At 59.1% G+C, this 15,936-nt stretch carries 15 protein-coding genes; 7 read left to right on the top strand and 8 right to left on the bottom strand.

What is annotated here, in order from left to right:
* Positions 1-21 precede the first annotated feature (21 nt).
* A complete protein-coding gene (locus CFter6_RS04420) occupies positions 22-3,078 on the top strand; it encodes a GH92 family glycosyl hydrolase (protein WP_061538897.1) in 3,057 nt (1,018 codons plus the stop codon).
* Between the two features lie 55 nt (positions 3,079-3,133).
* Here the strand turns inward: CFter6_RS04420 and CFter6_RS04415 are convergent, their stop codons facing one another.
* The 3 genes from CFter6_RS04415 to CFter6_RS04405 form a co-directional block, all read right to left on the bottom strand.
* On the bottom strand, positions 3,134-3,775 hold the full coding sequence (locus CFter6_RS04415) for an FMN-binding negative transcriptional regulator (RefSeq protein ID WP_061538896.1): 642 nt from the start codon (positions 3,773-3,775) through the stop codon (positions 3,134-3,136).
* 10 nt (positions 3,776-3,785) lie between these two features.
* Positions 3,786-4,217 carry a GNAT family N-acetyltransferase gene (locus tag CFter6_RS04410; RefSeq protein ID WP_061538895.1) on the bottom strand — a complete coding sequence of 144 codons (432 nt, stop codon included), beginning with the start codon at positions 4,215-4,217 and terminating at the stop codon, positions 3,786-3,788.
* Positions 4,218-4,335: 118 nt separating this feature from the next.
* Positions 4,336-5,604 (bottom strand): dicarboxylate/amino acid:cation symporter, encoded by a 1,269-nt coding sequence (locus CFter6_RS04405; RefSeq protein ID WP_061538894.1) that lies wholly within the window; start codon positions 5,602-5,604, stop codon positions 4,336-4,338.
* Between the two features lie 336 nt (positions 5,605-5,940).
* Between CFter6_RS04405 and CFter6_RS04395 the strand changes: the two genes are divergently transcribed.
* Positions 5,941-6,423 carry an anthrone oxygenase family protein gene (locus tag CFter6_RS04395; RefSeq protein ID WP_061538892.1) on the top strand — a complete coding sequence of 161 codons (483 nt, stop codon included), beginning with the start codon at positions 5,941-5,943 and terminating at the stop codon, positions 6,421-6,423.
* Positions 6,424-6,499: 76 nt separating this feature from the next.
* Here the strand turns inward: CFter6_RS04395 and CFter6_RS04390 are convergent, their stop codons facing one another.
* A complete protein-coding gene (locus CFter6_RS04390) occupies positions 6,500-6,991 on the bottom strand; it encodes an Hcp family type VI secretion system effector (protein WP_014004678.1) in 492 nt (163 codons plus the stop codon).
* A gap of 428 nt (positions 6,992-7,419) precedes the next feature.
* Here CFter6_RS04390 and CFter6_RS25935 point away from each other — a divergent pair, with 428 nt between their 5' ends.
* Together CFter6_RS25935 and CFter6_RS04380 are read left to right on the top strand one after the other, a co-directional pair.
* Positions 7,420-7,803 carry a hypothetical protein gene (locus CFter6_RS25935; RefSeq protein WP_167351355.1) on the top strand — a complete coding sequence of 128 codons (384 nt, stop codon included), beginning with the start codon at positions 7,420-7,422 and terminating at the stop codon, positions 7,801-7,803.
* Positions 7,727-8,347 (top strand): TetR/AcrR family transcriptional regulator, encoded by a 621-nt coding sequence (locus CFter6_RS04380; RefSeq protein WP_061538890.1) that lies wholly within the window; start codon positions 7,727-7,729, stop codon positions 8,345-8,347. Before CFter6_RS25935 ends, CFter6_RS04380 begins: the two co-directional genes overlap by 77 nt.
* A gap of 28 nt (positions 8,348-8,375) precedes the next feature.
* Here CFter6_RS04380 and CFter6_RS04375 read toward each other — a convergent pair whose 3' ends face one another.
* Positions 8,376-8,768: a hypothetical protein gene (locus CFter6_RS04375; protein WP_150118626.1), complete on the bottom strand. Its 393-nt coding sequence runs from the start codon at positions 8,766-8,768 to the stop codon at positions 8,376-8,378.
* Positions 8,769-8,847: 79 nt separating this feature from the next.
* Here CFter6_RS04375 and CFter6_RS04370 point away from each other — a divergent pair, with 79 nt between their 5' ends.
* Together CFter6_RS04370 and CFter6_RS04365 are read left to right on the top strand one after the other, a co-directional pair.
* Positions 8,848-9,465 (top strand): TetR/AcrR family transcriptional regulator, encoded by a 618-nt coding sequence (locus CFter6_RS04370; protein ID WP_061538888.1) that lies wholly within the window; start codon positions 8,848-8,850, stop codon positions 9,463-9,465.
* A gap of 168 nt (positions 9,466-9,633) precedes the next feature.
* Positions 9,634-10,851 (top strand): ABC transporter substrate-binding protein, encoded by a 1,218-nt coding sequence (locus CFter6_RS04365; RefSeq protein ID WP_236904515.1) that lies wholly within the window; start codon positions 9,634-9,636, stop codon positions 10,849-10,851.
* A 116-nt stretch (positions 10,852-10,967) separates the two neighbouring features.
* On the opposite strand, the gene CFter6_RS04360 is transcribed toward CFter6_RS04365, so the two are convergent.
* The 3 genes from CFter6_RS04360 to CFter6_RS04350 all read right to left on the bottom strand — a co-directional run bounded on the left by CFter6_RS04360 (position 10,968) and on the right by CFter6_RS04350 (position 14,503).
* Positions 10,968-11,525: a hypothetical protein gene (locus tag CFter6_RS04360; protein WP_061538886.1), complete on the bottom strand. Its 558-nt coding sequence runs from the start codon at positions 11,523-11,525 to the stop codon at positions 10,968-10,970.
* 115 nt (positions 11,526-11,640) lie between these two features.
* A complete protein-coding gene (locus CFter6_RS04355; protein ID WP_236904514.1) occupies positions 11,641-12,504 on the bottom strand; it encodes an alpha/beta hydrolase in 864 nt (287 codons plus the stop codon).
* A gap of 310 nt (positions 12,505-12,814) precedes the next feature.
* Entirely contained in the window at positions 12,815-14,503 is a 1,689-nt protein-coding gene (locus CFter6_RS04350) for a tannase/feruloyl esterase family alpha/beta hydrolase (protein ID WP_061538885.1), read from the bottom strand.
* A gap of 133 nt (positions 14,504-14,636) precedes the next feature.
* Here CFter6_RS04350 and CFter6_RS04345 point away from each other — a divergent pair, with 133 nt between their 5' ends.
* Positions 14,637-15,875, top strand: a complete 1,239-nt coding sequence (locus tag CFter6_RS04345) for a hypothetical protein (protein WP_061538884.1) — start codon at positions 14,637-14,639, stop codon at positions 15,873-15,875.
* Positions 15,876-15,936: the final 61 nt, after the last annotated feature.

Below are 15,936 nucleotides of genomic sequence, written 5' to 3'. Positions count from 1 at the left end.
TTCAAAAATATTGGAGGAACAATGAATCTGCAATTGAAGAAAAATTTCTCGATCGGACTTGCCGTCGCGCTGCTGTTCGGCTGCGGCGACGGCTCCGACCAATCCCTGCTCAATGCCAATGGCGCGGGCACCACTGCGCAACCTGGCACCGCCAACGGAACGACATCGACACCAGTCGCCAACGGCACCGCTGTCACGCCGCCGGTTGTCGCTGTCACCAATCCCGCTACCGATCCTGCCGCCCCTCCAGCCACGTCGAGCGCAGGCACGCCGCAGCCAGTTCCGAACAACGACGTTTTTGTCAAAGCCGCGCTCACCAAGTATGTGAATCCGTTCGTCGGCACCGCGGACTCGTCGAAACCGGCCACCGACCCGGTGCCGGCCGGAGCCCGCGGCGGCACTTTTCCCGGCGCCACGACGCCGTTCGGCATGGTGCAGTGGACACCCATGACGCCCAGCAACGGCGGCCAGGATCACCCGGTCGGTTACATCTACAAGGAAAAGACCATCACTGGTTTTCCGCTGACGCAAATGAGCGGCTCCGGCTGCGACGGCAATGAAGGCGAGCTGCCGGTCATGCCGACCTTCGACACCAGCGCGGTCGGCGTCAACGCCAAGGAAAACTTCGATCACAAGAACGAAGCGGCGCGTCCAGGTTATTACCAGGTGGCGTTGAACGACGGTATCAATACCGAACTGACCGCCACCACCAGGACCGGTTTCGGCCGTTTCACCTTTCCCGCCAAATCGGCTATCGCCAGCGCCAACAAGACTCCCTATCTGGTGTTCGACGCCACCCGCACCAACACCATCGCCTCGACCACTGGCGTGATCAAGACCGAAGGCAAGGATGCGCTGTCCGGCTCTACCGTCGGCGGCAAGTTTTGCGGCGCCCGCACTTACACCCTGTATTTCTACGCCAAGTTCGACCGCAACATCAGCGCCGCCATCAGCAACGGCAAGGCCAATATCACCTTCGACGCCAGCACCACGCCGGCGGTGCTGATGAAGGTCGGCCTGTCCTATGTCAGCAGCGACAATGCCCGCAAGAACCTGGAACAGGAGAACCCTGGCTGGGACTTCAACGCCGTGCGCGATGCTGCCGCCGATGCCTGGAACAACCGCCTCAACACGATCCAGGTGAGCGGCGGCAGCGATACCGAAAAGCGCAAGTTCTACACCGCGCTCTATCACTCGCTGCTGTCGCCCAACACCAATAGCGACGTCACCGGCGACTACATCGGTTTCGACCAGAAAGTGCACCAGGTTGCGGCCGGCCGCACCCAATACGTCAACTATTCCAACTGGGATGTGTATCGCAGCCTGATCCCCCTGACCAGCATGCTGTTTCCGAAAGAAACCAGCGACATGATGCAATCGCTGGTGAACGATGCCGATCAGTGCGGCGCCATCCCGCGCTGGGCGCCGATCAACGTCGACGCCGGCATCATGCCGGGTGATTCCGGCGTGCCGACCATCATGGGCGGCTACGCCTTCGGCGCCACCGGCTTCGACGCCAAGAAGGCGCTGGACTACATGACCCTGGTCGGCAACAAGGCCGACGTGCAATGCACCGGCGACCATGTCAGGGACAGCACCGAACGGATGAACGACTACCTGGTCCACGGCTACGCCGGCATGGACAACGGCTGGTGGGCAGGCTCGCTGACCTTCGAATTCGGCACCGCCGATTTCGCCACCTCGCAGCTGGCCAAGGCGCTCGGCGACAACATGAATTACCAGCTGTTCCTGAGCCGTTCCGCCAACTGGAAAAACCAGTTCAACCCGGCCCAGAAGCAGCTGCTGCCGCGCTACCGCAACGGTTCCTGGATGCTCAATCCGCAGCCTAACGCCGACATGGTGGAAGGCAACGCCGAGCAGTACACCTGGATGTCGGCCTACGATGCGCGCGGCCTGTTCGGCCTGGTCGGCGGCAACGACGCCGCCATCAAGCGGCTGGACGCCTTCTTCCAGGATCTCAACGCCGGCATGAACAAACCCAATTTCTACATGGGCAACGAGCCGAGTTTCGCTACGCCGTGGCTGTACAACTGGACCGGCGCCCCATGGCGCACCCAGAAGGTAGTACGCGATGTCGCCAACACCGTGTTCTCGGACGATCCGGGCGGCTTGCCCGGCAACGACGACCTCGGCGCCGTTTCCTCCTGGTATGTGTGGGCGGCGCTCGGCCTGTATCCTGAAATCCAGGCGGTAAGCGGCCTGACCATCGGCAGCCCGATGTTCGACAAGGTGGTGGTACGCTGGGCCGACGGCGCCAAGAAACTGGTGATCAACGCCAGCGGCGCCGCCACCAATTCGCCCTACATCCAGAGCCTGGCGCTGAACGGCCAGGCGCTCGACATGCCATGGCTGTGGCTCAAGGACCTGAAGGACAGCGCAACGCTGGACTTCTCCCTGGCGGCGAGCCAGTCGCAGTGGGGCAAGGATTCATCGGCCAAGATGCCGTCCTTCGGCCTAGACGGTTTCGGCAGCCTGGCTGATGCGCTGAACAACCGCGGCATAGGCACTGACGGCCAGAAAACCGTGCGCGGGCTGGAAGGTTATACCTACGACATGGGCGGTTGGAGCTATTCCTCGAAAGCGCTGGCGGCGGCCGGAGCAATCGCGGGCGGCAACGTCAGCTTCAACGGCGTATCGTTCGCCTGGCCGGACGGCAAGTCGGGCCTGGACAACATGGTCACCCAGGGCCAGGTCATCACCTTCGCCAAACCACAATCGGCAGACAAGCTGGCCCTGCTCGGCAGCTCAACCAATGCCTCGACCGCACCCACCGGCAAGCTGATCGTCACCTACAGCGACGATACCCAGGCCAGTTTCGACTTGCGTTTCGACGACTGGACCCTGGGCGGCGGTAGCGGCAAGGTCGGCAGCTACAACCAGATCGCCCTGACCAGCGCCTACCGGGTCGACCAGAACGGCAATGCCGACACTACCAAAGCCTATGTCTTCTACTGGGATGCGCAGCTTGACAAGAAGCGCACGGTCAAGAGCGTGACCCTGCCCTACCAGACCGACAACGGCGCCTTGATGCACGTGTTTGCCATGACCCTGAAGTAAAAACCGCGCCGCGGCCTCGACAAGCCGGGCCGCGGCGCGCTGTTGATCCCGCAGTTCAGCGTGTGGTCTTGCCAGCCTCGACCAGCGCTGCCATCGCCTGCGACTCGTCGCTGCCTTGTCCATGCAAGCCGTCGATCACCGTCGCCTGGTTCTGCGCCGGCTGGTTCTGGCTGACCTTCCATTTGCCCGACAAGCGGGTAATCACGATCTCGATGCCGACAATCGCCTTCATCAGCTTTTCCGTGTAATCATGCGGCGCATCGGTCAGTTGCCATGGCGCCGGGAAAGCTGCTTCGTTATGTGCGGTAAGCGCCGCCAGGTGCGCCGGCAGCCAGCTGGCGTCGTCGATGATGCGCAGCGTGCCATAAGCATGCGCAACCGCGTAATTCCAGGTCGGCACCACCTTGCCGGTCTCGGCCTTGGTGGCGTACCAGGACGGCGTGATGTAAGCCTCCGGGCCATGGAATATCACCAGCACCTCGACTTCCTTCTGGAAATCCTGCCAGACCGGATTGGCGCGCGCCACGTGGCCGTGCAAAGTGCCGAAAGGACCGGCCTGCGCCGACAGCAGGAAGGGAATATGGTTGGCGTTGAGCCCGTCCGAAGACAGTGTCACCAGGGTCGACAGCGGGCGCGCACGGATCAGCTCGTGCAGGACCTCGATGCGCGGTTCGTCAAAATGTTTGGGGATATACATGGCGGTCCGTTCAGGTTAGGGTTGCATACACATCAGGCGCATAACGCTCCATCAGCGATTGCGGTCGGGCCGGCGCCGCAAAACCGAATTTTGCGTACAGGCCGTGGGCGGTGCTGGTCGCCAGCATGAAGCGGCGCAGTCCTTGCAGCCGCGGATGTTCCATGACTGCGGCCATCAGCCTGGCGCTATGGCCCTTGCCGCGATGCTCGGCCAGCACGAAGACGTCGACCAGGTAGGCAAACGTCGAATAGTCGGTGACAACGCGCGCATAAGCCACCTGGCCAGCACCGGCAAACAGGCCGAAATTCAGGGAGTTCCGTATCGACTCTTCGACCAAGGCCAGCGATATGCCGCGGGCCCACGCCGATTCCTCGGACAGGAAGCGATGGATCAGCGGAACATCCAGTTCCGCCGCTTCGGTGGTGAGGCGCAGTTGCTCCATCGGGATTTCTTTCCAGTTATTTACAGAAAAATGCGAGCCTGTAAATTAGCATACTCCCCAATGAAAAACAGCGCCTCGCGGGCGCTGTGTCTCAAATCCTACATTTCACGTCTGCCGGTCAGGCCCGGCTGTTTTCCAGGGCCCGGCGGCCGGCGTCTTCATCCAGCTCGCCTTCCCACTTGGCAATCACCGAAGTGGCGATGCCGTTGCCCACCACATTGGTAGCGGTGCGGCCCATGTCGAGGAACTGGTCGATGCCGATGATCAGCAAGATGCCGGCTTCCGGCAAATGGAACATCGGCAGAATGGCGGCCACCACCACCAGTGAACCGCGCGGCACGCCGGCCATGCCCTTGCTGCTCACCATCAGCACCAGCAGCATGGTGAGCTGCTGGGCAAACGACATTTCAATGTTGTAGGCCTGCGCCACGAACAGGGCGGCGAACGCCTGGTACATCATCGAACCGTCGAGGTTGAAGGAATAACCGAGCGGCAGTACGAAGCCGGTGATTTTGTTGTTTACGCCGAAGTTTTCCAGCTGCTCCATGGTCTTAGGATAAGCCGCTTCGCTGCTGGCGGTGGAAAACGCCAGCATGATCGGCTCCTTCAGCAGGCGCAGCAAGGTGAAGATCGAACCGCGCAGGAAGATGTAGCCGATGCCGATCAGCACCGCCCACAAGGTGGCCAGCCCGGCGTAGAAACCGCCGAGGAACTTGGCGTAGGTAGTCAGCACGCCGAAGCCCTGCACCGTGATGACGGCGGCGATGGCGGCAAACACGCCGATCGGCGCAAAGCGCATCACGTAATCGGTCACTTTCAGCATCACGTGCACCAGGCCGTCGATGGCGCTGGTGACTACCTTGCCGGCCTCGCCCTTGACCGAAGCCAGGCCAAACCCGAAAAACAGCGAGAACACCAGGATCTGCAGGATTTCATTCTTCGCCATGGCGTCGACGAAGCTGCTCGGGAACACATGCGAAACAAAATCCTTCAGGTTGAAGCCGCTGGTATTGAGCTTGGTATCTGCTCCTACCACAGGCAGCGGCAGGTTGAGCGCGTGGCCGACCTGCAGCACGTTGACGAACAACATGCCCAGCGCCAGCGACAGCAGGGAAGCAATCACGAACCAGCCGAGGGCGCGTACGCCGATGCGGCCCACCGAACTGCTGTCCTTCATGCCGGCGATACCCGACACCAGGGTGCCGAACACCAGCGGCGCGATGATCATCTTGATCAAACGCAAGAATACATCAGTGATGATGGAGAAGTAGCCGGCGATTTCTTTTGCCGCCGCTTCATCCGGCGCCAGGTTGTGGCAGATATAGCCGACCACGATCCCGAGGACCATGCCGACCATGATCCAAGTCGTTGCTTTAATTTTTTTCATTTACGTATCCGGCCGTTAGACATACAAAAATACAAAAAATACAAAAACTGTCGACCCGACTGTGCCGGCATCGCGAGGAGATTGCCATTGACGCAATAAACCGTACTTTGCGAAAATACCAACGTCCTACTGGAAAAATAAAAAAGCCCCAGGGCTGAAGGCTTCATGAAACCTGGGCAAGGCTGCGCCCCTGATGGCAAGCTTGCGCCAAAGCTCAAAGGGACCAGCATGGTACATTAGAAATCGGCCTCTAATCAACAAAAAGAGACCTGGAGCAAACGGCGGCGCCAAGCCGCGCGCGGCTATCAACGGTTTTATATCAGCGGAGATCTTCACATGACTTTCATTGAAAATCTGTTGTTTCCCATTTCGCTTTATGCAGCACTCGCCTGCGGGTTGCTGGGCGGGCTGTTCTTCGCATTTTCGAATTTCGTGATGAACGCCCTGTCCCGCATCGCGCCGGCCAGCGGGATTGCCGCCATGCAGTCCGTCAATATCACGGTGCTCAATCCACTGTTCCTGCTTTTATTCCTTGGCACTGCCGTGGTCTGCGCGGCCCTGGTCGTGTTTGCCATTTTCCGCTGGCAGCAACCGTATGCAGGCTGGCTCCTGGCGGGCGGCTTGTTCTATCTTGCGGGAGGTTTTCTGGTGACGATGGGATTCAACGTTCCACTCAATAACGCACTGGCTGTCGTGGATCCGTCAAAACCGGAATCGTCCCAGGTCTGGCAAAACTACCTCCGTGTCTGGACCAACTGGAACCACGTCCGGACCATAGGCTGCCTGCTCTCTTCCGCTATGTTCATCGTTGCAGCCTGACGGCATGCCTAGCCTGAGCCGGCGCAAACAAAAAAAAACCGCAGCAAGCTGCGGTTTTTTTATTGGTGCAGGAAAATCAAACGACCTTGTTGGTCGACAGATCCCAGCCGCCGGAAGTGTTGCCGCCCGAACCGCCACCGATTTTTTGCTGTGTGTACTTCCATTTGACCTGGGAGTACTTCAGGCTGACAGTCTCGCTCAGCACATCGCCTTCCTGGACCGATGGGGTGACATCGGAAATCAGCAAGTTGACCAGCTCGATTTCAAAGTACTTGATGCGGTCGCCCTTGCCGTCGGCGCGCAGGAATTCGAATTTGGCTTTCGGAATGGTCTTGCCCGACGAGCAGTTCTGCAGCAGCAGCGGTGTGGCCAGATCGGCGATCTTGGTCAGGACGATGTCCTTGTGCTCGCAACGCTCGGCAGTGTGGCCGCCGCCGGTGGATGCAGTCGCCGACTTCGGCTGCAGCACTTCCCATTGCACCGATTTGCATTCGATCCAGTCTTTGTGCGCGCTGTCCGTCGACTCGCCCTTGATGCCGTCGATTTGCAGATAAACGTCTATTGCCATGGTGATACCCCTTATGAATTAAGTAAAACTTGGTTAACGCTGGTTATTCCGCAAGCAAGCGGATTGAAACTGAAAGTTCGTCAAGCTGAGAGTGTCTGTAGAAAAACGACACAACGCGACGGGCCCTGAGACGTCCTCGCGCTACGAACGGCGGCATGAGAAAAGACCCGTGAACGCATTCCGTACAGCAATCTTACAACCATATAAGCATGCAAGATTGCAAACAATTGTATCACCAGTCAGAATTACAATTATTTCTATGTAGAAATAAATCTATCTTTTTGGGAATTTTGCCACACTTGCCGATAAGCTTTTCCCGAAAATGCCACAGCATTCTGAAAAATTGTCTTTTGGTAAATAACGGGTATTTTGCCAATAACACCCTGCCCATATCCAAGATCAAAATATTTCTCCCTAGGAGCTTGGTCGTGTCCTCTCTGCTCATAAACATTGCCGATTCGCTGCAGCAGTTCAGCCAAGAGCGTCGCATCCTCCGAGTGAAATTTGCCCCCAATACCGGCTTCTCCGCCGATGCTTTCCTGCCGCACCAGCTCAACGGATCAGAAGGAATATGCGAGGTAATTGATTATCGTCTGCACTACCCGGCTACCGATATTGGCGTACCGCTTAAATCGCTTATCGGCGTGCCGTTGAGAGTGAAAGACAAGTCGCTGCGTTTCTCGAACAAGTCCATAATACGAGCTATCATTCACATTAAAAGCTCGCGCTCCTCTCATGCCGAAATCGCCCGCCACGCAGCGCCTGAAACCCCGCAAATTACCGGTCCAGGCGCGTTCAGCCCACACTGTTGAAGCCGTTCTCGAAGCGGCGGCTCGCATTCTCGAGACGCAGGGGCTCGCGGCCTGCACTACCAACGCCATCGCGGAACGCGCCGGCGTCAGCGTCGGCTCTCTCTACCAATACTTTCCAAACCGCGATGCCTTGACCGTTGCTTTGATCGAACGCGAGACGGCGCAACTGCTGGCGGATGTGGAGCGCGCCGGACAAGGGCAAACCTCGCACGGCCGCATCCTGGACATGGTGCGGGCCTCGGTTGCGCATCAGATGCGGCGGCCGGTGCTGGCCAGGCTCATCGATTTCGAAGAAAAACGGTTGCCGCTAGGCGACCGCGATCAACGCGTAGCCGATACCATCCATGCGCAGCTGACAGGCGCCCTGCAATTGTCCGACGCGCCGCGGCTGGCCGACAGGGAGCTGGCAGCCTACGACCTGCTGGCGATCGTGCACGGCATGGTCGATGCCGCCGGCGAACGCGGAGAACTCGATGCGGCTGCGCTGGAACGGCGCGTCATGCTGGCGGTGGCCGGCTACCTGAATGGCGCATCATCCGCCTGATATCCAGCGGATCAAGCCGTTGAAAATCCTAAGACCCGGCGTAGCGGAACGCCCCCATGGCGATGGCCGCCACCGCCAGCAGCAGCGCCGCAGCGCGATACCCCACCAGGACGCGGGTACGCACGCCGCCCTCGGCGCTGGCCCCCTTGCTGAGCTTCCAGACCGCCGGCCCGGCGAGCAGTCCCTGCAACGCGAGCGCCAGCAATGCACAGCCGGCGCCAAGCGCCAGGATCCGCTCGCCGGGACCAGGTTCGCCTGCATGCAAGGTGTGCCAGAGAAAGACGCCAGTCAGCAGGGCTACCAGCCCGGCAACCAGCTGGCGCACGAACAGCGATTTGCCGACGCCGCCGGTAGCGGCCATGGCCATGGTCGATCCCGCCCAGAAAACAGTGGCGAGGACATGAAGGGATGTTGCTAACATAATGACATGCTGCATGATGGACTCCCGGTGAGATTCAAATTAACTATACTCATAGTATATTCAAATAAAAAGGGGTGCAATGCCTAAACGTAGTTATGTCAGTTCGGTGAGGGCGGACGCCGCGGCCGAGAAGCGCAGCCGCGTCGTCGAGGCGGCCACCCAGCTGCTGCGCGAGGAACACAGCATTACCGCTTTTTCGCTGGAGGCGGTGGCCAAAGCAGCGGGCGTTACACGGCTGACGGTGTACAACCAGTTCGGCTCGCGCCAGGGCCTGCTTGAGGCAGTGTTCGACGATATAGCGCGCAGGGGCCGCATCATGCGCCTCGGCGAGGCCTGGGCCGCGCCTGATCCGCGGCTCGGCCTGGATCTGCTGGCGGAAATCTTCTGCGAGTTCTGGAGCAGCGATCCCGCCATAGGCCGGCTGCAGGACGCCATGCTGGTCGATCCGGAAATTGCCCAGGCATTGGGCGAAAGACTGGGACGCGGCCGCCAGATCATCGGCGCACTGGTTGGCCGCCTGGCCGAAGGCCGTGCCACGGCCGCGCAGCAGTGCGACACTGCCGACCTCATCTTCGGCCTCACCGGCTTCGCCATGTTTCGCCTGCTCGCCTCCGGCAGGTCGGCGGAAGCAGTCTGCGTCCTGGTCAAGGCCGCTTGCGGCGATGCAATCAGGCGCATGCTGCCTGACGCAAGCTGATGCGCGCCGCTCTTTTATCCGGAGCAGCGGTCCAGTCAGTTTAAAACGACAACCTTATATTTTGATTGGAAGGTTTGAAAACCCCTCGTTTTTCGTCGCTCTGCTGTATATTTCCCAAAAGAAACTAAAACCGCAATTAAAAACGGCAATTAAATCTAGGAGATGGCGATGCAAAAACGCAGCACGTATGGCTTCATTTTTTGTCTGGCAGCAGCAGGATTCAGCGCAAGCGCACTAGCCGAACTACCGCCCATCAAGATCGGCGTCATCGGCCCGATCACCGGCCCTTCGGAAGACATGGGGCAAAGCATGATAGGCGGCGCCAGGGTGTTCCTGGCTGACATCAACCAGGTCGGCGGCGTGCTCGGCCGCAAGATCGAACTGGTCGAACGCGACGACCGCGCCAAGCCGGATGTCGGCGCCGCCATGGCCAAGGAAATGATCGAGAAAGAAGGCGTGGTCGCCGTGGTCGGCTTCGGCAATACCGGCGTCGCCCTGCCTGCGGCGAAACTGTTCCAGGAAGCCAAGATCCCGCTGATCGTCACGGGAGCTACAGGCGCTACCATCACCAAATCCTTCATGCCGCCGGCCTACCCGGTCAGCTACATTTTCCGCACTTCGGCCAGCGACGCGCTGCAGCCTATCGTGATCCTCAACGACGTCATCGACCGCCGCAAGATCGACAAGATCGCCGTGCTGCACGACGAGAGCCCTTACGGCCAGTTCGGCAAGCAAAGCATGCTGGCGGAACTGGATCGGCGCAAGATCAAGCCGGTGCTGGTGGAAGGTTTCAAGGTCGGCGACCAGGACATGACGGCACAGCTGCAGCATGCCAGGGACAACGGCGCCCAGGCCATCGTGATGTATTGCCTGGCTCCCGAAGGCGCGATGGTGGTGAAGAGCGCAGACAAGCTAAAACTGCGGCTGCCGATCGTCGGCCCATGGGGCATGTCGCAGCAGACCTTCATCGACAAGGCCGGCCAGAGCGCGGAAGGCGTGCGCAGCTCGGTGACTTTCATCGAAAACGAATTGAGTTCAGTCAGCAACCAGTTCTCGCTGACCTATCGCAACGTCAACAAGACCAACCGCATCCCGTCCGCCGTGGCCGCCGCCCAGACCTACGATGCGCTGCGCCTGATCACGCTGGCGATATTCCAGGCCAACACGGTAGAAGGCGCCAAGGTCAAGGACGCCCTCGAGAACCTGCAGGTGCACACCACGTCAACCGTCGTCTCGCGTTACTTCAAACCGTTCTCGGCGACCGACCATGAAGCGATCGCTCTCAACATGATCGTCATGGGTGAAATCCGCAATGGCAAGGTGGCTTATGCCTACCGGGAAGATGCGAGCAGCGGATCGATTGCGCGTACCAAGAAAGTCCAATAAACAGAATAGCTAGTGCAAGATAATTAGTTTTCCGGCTCGAAACAGGAGCCGTTGGGTGTAACGAAAAAGGTCCGCATTGCTGCGGACCTTTTTATTTGTATCGTGTTTGAATGCGGCTATGGCCGCGGGGCTGTCGCAAGCACAAAGCTGTTTGGCTGCAGTATGAACACGCCATGCGGTACTTCCTTACTCACACGGACGATGATTTTTCCGCTGGCAAAATCAGAGATGACGCCAACCGGGCTTTCTGGCGCAGAAACATTTTGATAGTTCTGTGTTCCCGAATTGAATGACCATGTCAGATTGTCGCTGGCCTTGCGATATTCGAGGTAAAACGCAATGCCGGGATGTGCGGGCCAGCCATGGGTTTGCATCGTGCAGGTACCGATTATGATCCAATCCGCAGGGCCGCTGAAAATCACGTCTCCGATGAGATCTGAACATGTGTAGTAAACATAGGGTTTGCTTCCATTGCTTCGCATAACCCACTGGCCGGGAATTGAACCGGCAAAGCTGCTCAAACTTGCGTTAGGGTGAAGCTCGGAAACGGATTCGAACACGACAGCATCTAACGACTTCTGAACAGGTGTATTCACGGTGTCCTCGGCGGTTTTAGTTGGTTTGAAAAGCTTTTGGTCCAGCATATCATGCGTGGTGTCCAGACGGCTGGCCAAAAAGCCACCGCCTGTACATCCATGAAAGAAATCTGCAGCAGCAAGGCAGCTTGTGCCTGCCGGCACATGCGGTTAGCGGAATCGGCTGCGCGCTCCGCAAAAAAACAGGCGCCGCTTACAATTCACCGGCGCTCGGAAGGTGGACGGCCCCGCTGAATTTCGCGGTAAGAAAGCCGGCAATCCGCTCCTGGGTTGCATCAAGGTAGGGAATGTTGTGATGGTCGGAACCAGGAATGGTTTCGTCCTGCGGTGCCTTGGTCAGTTTGGCCACCAGCAGGTCGGTATGCGAAGCCGGCACCACGTCGTCGGATGCGGCGCGAACGATGAACGTCGGCGCCGACAGCAAAGGCGCATGCTTGACTGAATCGAAGCGATGCCTGAGGACAAAACCCGGCACCGCCGGGAAGCGGCGCTTGGCCAGGGCCAGCAGCGAGTCGTAGGGAGTAATCAGCACCACCGCAGCCACCGGCCGGCTGACGGCTATCTGTACCGCCACGCCCGAACCCAGGCTGCGCCCGACCACGGCGATTTGTCCGGCGTCGATATGGCGGTGCTCGGCAAACCAGTCGAACAGCATCTGTGCGTCTTCTATCATTTTCAGCTCGCCCGGAACGCCCTCCGAATCGCCGTAGCCGCGGTAGTTAATGGCAAGCACTGTCATATTCGGGAACATGCGCCAGGCATCGCGCGCCACCCAAGACACTTCCTCCGAGCGGCCGCCGAAATACACCACGGCGGGATGGGGGCCGGGCACACGCGGCGTCAGCAGCCATCCAGAAAGCCGGGTGCCGTCGGTGCTGCGTAAAACGACAAGGCGGGAGCGGTGTCCGATGCTATGGGGATGTTCGACTTCCTTGGTGCGCACCGGCTTGAAAATCAGCTTGCGCTGGCTGACGGCGACCGCGGTGGTGAAAATCAGCCACCCGAGGGCGACGATGCCGCCCATCCCGGTCATTTTCTTGTATTTGATGCTTCTCATAAGCCAATGCGGCCACACGGGACCCTACCCTAGGCTGGCCGCATCCTCCCCTTGGCTTTATTGTATTCCTCGGATTTGTTGTCGTCTCCATAATTTCGTTGCCATTTAGACGACAACTGAAATTAGCCTTATTTGTGTGGCTAAAATGGCCTGTCCTGGTGGTAAAGCCATTCAATTTTGGTCCTTACCGTACGACGTAGGGTGGGCAGGTTTTCTGCCCACGCCAAATCCACTCCTCGAATGATCGACGTTCCGCGTGGGCACAGGTGCCCACCCTACGATCTCCCGCAATTACTGTCCTGCCAGGCCTCTATTGCGTAGCGCAGCTGAAACTCGCCGCCAGGTTGATATCGCCCGCGCCCTTGTATCTGGGCCACGCGGGAAACTCGCAAAGGGGACGGCTGCGGCCCGGGATGCCTGCCGTATCCGCGACAATCTGCGCTACCGGCGCACTGCCCTGCTCCACCCAGTTTTCCAGCGCCGTCAGCGAATCCCATGCGGCATTGAAGACCGTCGATAAGGAATGGCCGTAGCCGGGGATTTCGTAATAACGGACAAAACTGCCGACCGCAGCGCCGCCCATGGTCGATTGCAGGCGCCGGAAATAATCCTCGCTGGAACGGGTGCTGACCAGCGCATCCGACATGCCATGCGCCATCAGGATTTTCCCGCCCTTGGCCCTGAATGCCGACAAATCCGTCTTGTTGATGTCTTGCATGACCGTGAGCCGGTCGATGCGCGCCTGCCATGGCCCGGCATTCTGCGGATCGAGCGACAGGGAATCAAACGCCGCATCGCGCGTGATGAAATATTTCACCCACTGGTCCCAGAACGTCGCCCAGTAAGGCGCATCGGTCGGCATCGGCTGCGCCGGCTGGCTGTCGCCCATGGCCAGCAGCCTTACGGTTTTCTGCGCCACCGAGTCGCCGGCCAGGCCGAGATCGGCGCCCCATACATTGAGGCCGGGATACTGCGTTTCTCCGCTGCCGAGAGGGTGGCTGAACGTGATCGGCGTGCTGTAGGTTTTCAGCGCGGCGATCTGCGGATCGGACAGGCAGCTGTCGCCGCTATCCGCACCGCCGGCACAGCGCAGCGGTGCGCCGTTCAGTGTCGCGCTGGCGGGATCAAAACCGCTGTTGCATGCCGCCATATTGCTGATCAAGCCGTCCTTGACGCCGTCCAGCGCATCGCAGCTTGCCATTGCCGCGTCGTACAGCGTCTTGCGTTTGGCCGGATTCAGATAGGCACCCGGCATGGCAAACGCGCGCGTGATGCGGCCGAACTGCAGATCCAGGCTGGCCGCGGCCCAGGCCGGATACAGCGCAATCACGCCGTCCCAATCCTGCGACCAGCGCTGCGCCACCGCCAAGGCTTCGCGGCCGCCGGTCGAACCGCCGGCGAAGTAGGATTTTTGCGGCGCGCCGGCGTAATAGCGCTGGATCAGGTACATCGCCGCATCGCGCGTTTTCTTGAGCGCATCGCCGGCAAAATTCCGCAAGGCTTCGTCGTTCTGCCCGAATGTGCCGTCGCGGCTGCCCATCTGGTTGGCCTGGTGTCCGGAATCGCTGCCGAAGGTCGCGTAGCCGCGCGCCAGCGGCCTGGCCTTGTCTTGCGGGCCGGCGGGGACGTTGCCGCCGACATCGGGCACAGTACCGTTATAACCGCCGCCGCCGAACATCAGCGCCTTGTGGTTCCAGGCCGTAGGCAGGCCAAGTTGGAACTTGATTTTCGGTGCGGCCGAATCGACCGGGTTGATTTCCCCCTTCACCAAACAATACTCTCCGGTCGCCGCCACCCCGCTGCCGGCCGGCGCTACAGTGCGCGCGTCGGTGACGATGGCCTGCGCAGATATGGCCATGCCGTTCAGCTGGGTGCAGCTGACAGGGACGCCGGGATGCAGCTCGCCACTGCCGCCGCATCCGGCGGACAGCAGCATCATCCCCAACAGGGCCGAACCAAGGACATTGGACATCCTCGGGAATTTTCCTTGAACCATCATGAATGTTTTCCTTTCATGTGTTTTGGCTGCGAATTATTTTTTCGATAGCGGGGAAACAGTACCATTTAAAGATAGAATTTTCGACATGATCCCAAGATGTTTTCCCTTGCCCTACTAATTATCCAACCCGACAATGAAAACTTTCTTTCAATATCTGATCATGTTCGGCACATTGTCCTGTGCTACCACCGGCGCTGCGCTGGCTGGCGAACGCATCGTTTTCAAAGGAACGCTGGGGAAAAATACTGAAGTCGTGCTAGAGCTGGAGAAAGTAGCCGATGGCTATGACGGCCGCTATTTCTACATGCGCCATGGCGTCGATATTCCCCTGCACGGTCCCCTTGCATCGCTCAAGGAAGCGCTGCCCAGATATGAACATGGAGAGCTGCTGGCCGGCGACGATAACCGTGACCAGCCGATATTCATCGATCCAGCCACGGAAAAACCGCGCAGTGTCTGGCAAGGGAAAATCGATGGCGATACTTACCTGGGCACCTGGCGTGACGCCAAAACAAAGAAGAGCCTGGCGTTCGAATTGCACCAGGTCGGACGCTACGACCCCGATGCCATCAGGCCGGTCGGCGTGGAGGCCGTTACTGCGGCCATTGCGCCAGGCATAGGCAGCAACATCGCGTATGGCACGGCCATCTCGCTCAAGTACGCTCCCTATGACTACCTGAAAATGCAAATCCCGCTGCAGCCTGGGCCCGAAATCATTCGCAAAAACGTCGGCTACAGAATGGTGACAGATCCGAGAACCAAGTTCGCCTATCCGCGCCTGACCCGCCATCCCGATCCCCAGGTACTGGCGAGCATCAACCAGATCCTTGAGCAGCGCCATTGGCAAATGAGCCTGGCTGCGCTGGAGTGCAAGGCAACACTCTACACCGCGGACGGGCCTGCCTCCGGCACCCTGGGTGACTATGACTCGGAGACAATAGAAGTTCGCTATCTGTCAGAAAAACTGATGAGCATCGTCGAAGCGGGAAGCACTTTTTGCGGAGGAGCGCATCCGAACAACCATTACGATCCGTTTACATTTGATCTGATTCGCGGCGGCTACCTGGATTTCAACCGCCTGTTTCCAGTCCGGATACGGAATAAAGACGGGTCCGACATTACCCCTGTTCTTGCGGACTTCATCAGCGAGAAGGTGGAGTCAAAGAAGAACCGCGGCAAATTGAATCCGGATATCGATTGCACCGATGTGCTGCCGCAATATCTGGATTTCGAGTTTGACGAACCGGACAAGATTTCCTTCGTCGTTTCCGGCATCGGCCACGCCATGGGCGTTTGCCTGGGACCGCAGTTGGTCATGCCGATACGCGCATTGAAACCTATCCTCAAGCCGGGCGCAAAGGCGTACTTCTGAATGTCGATGCAGCCCAGCTCTTAAGCAAAAGGGAGAACTTTACATTGAGGAACGAAAAACA

It is taken from the genome of Collimonas fungivorans (genome assembly GCF_001584145.1).
In the GTDB taxonomy this organism is placed as follows: domain Bacteria; phylum Pseudomonadota; class Gammaproteobacteria; order Burkholderiales; family Burkholderiaceae_D; genus Collimonas; species Collimonas fungivorans.
The sequence above is the reverse complement of the archived record's forward strand: the minus strand, read 5'-3'. Positions and strand labels throughout refer to the sequence as shown.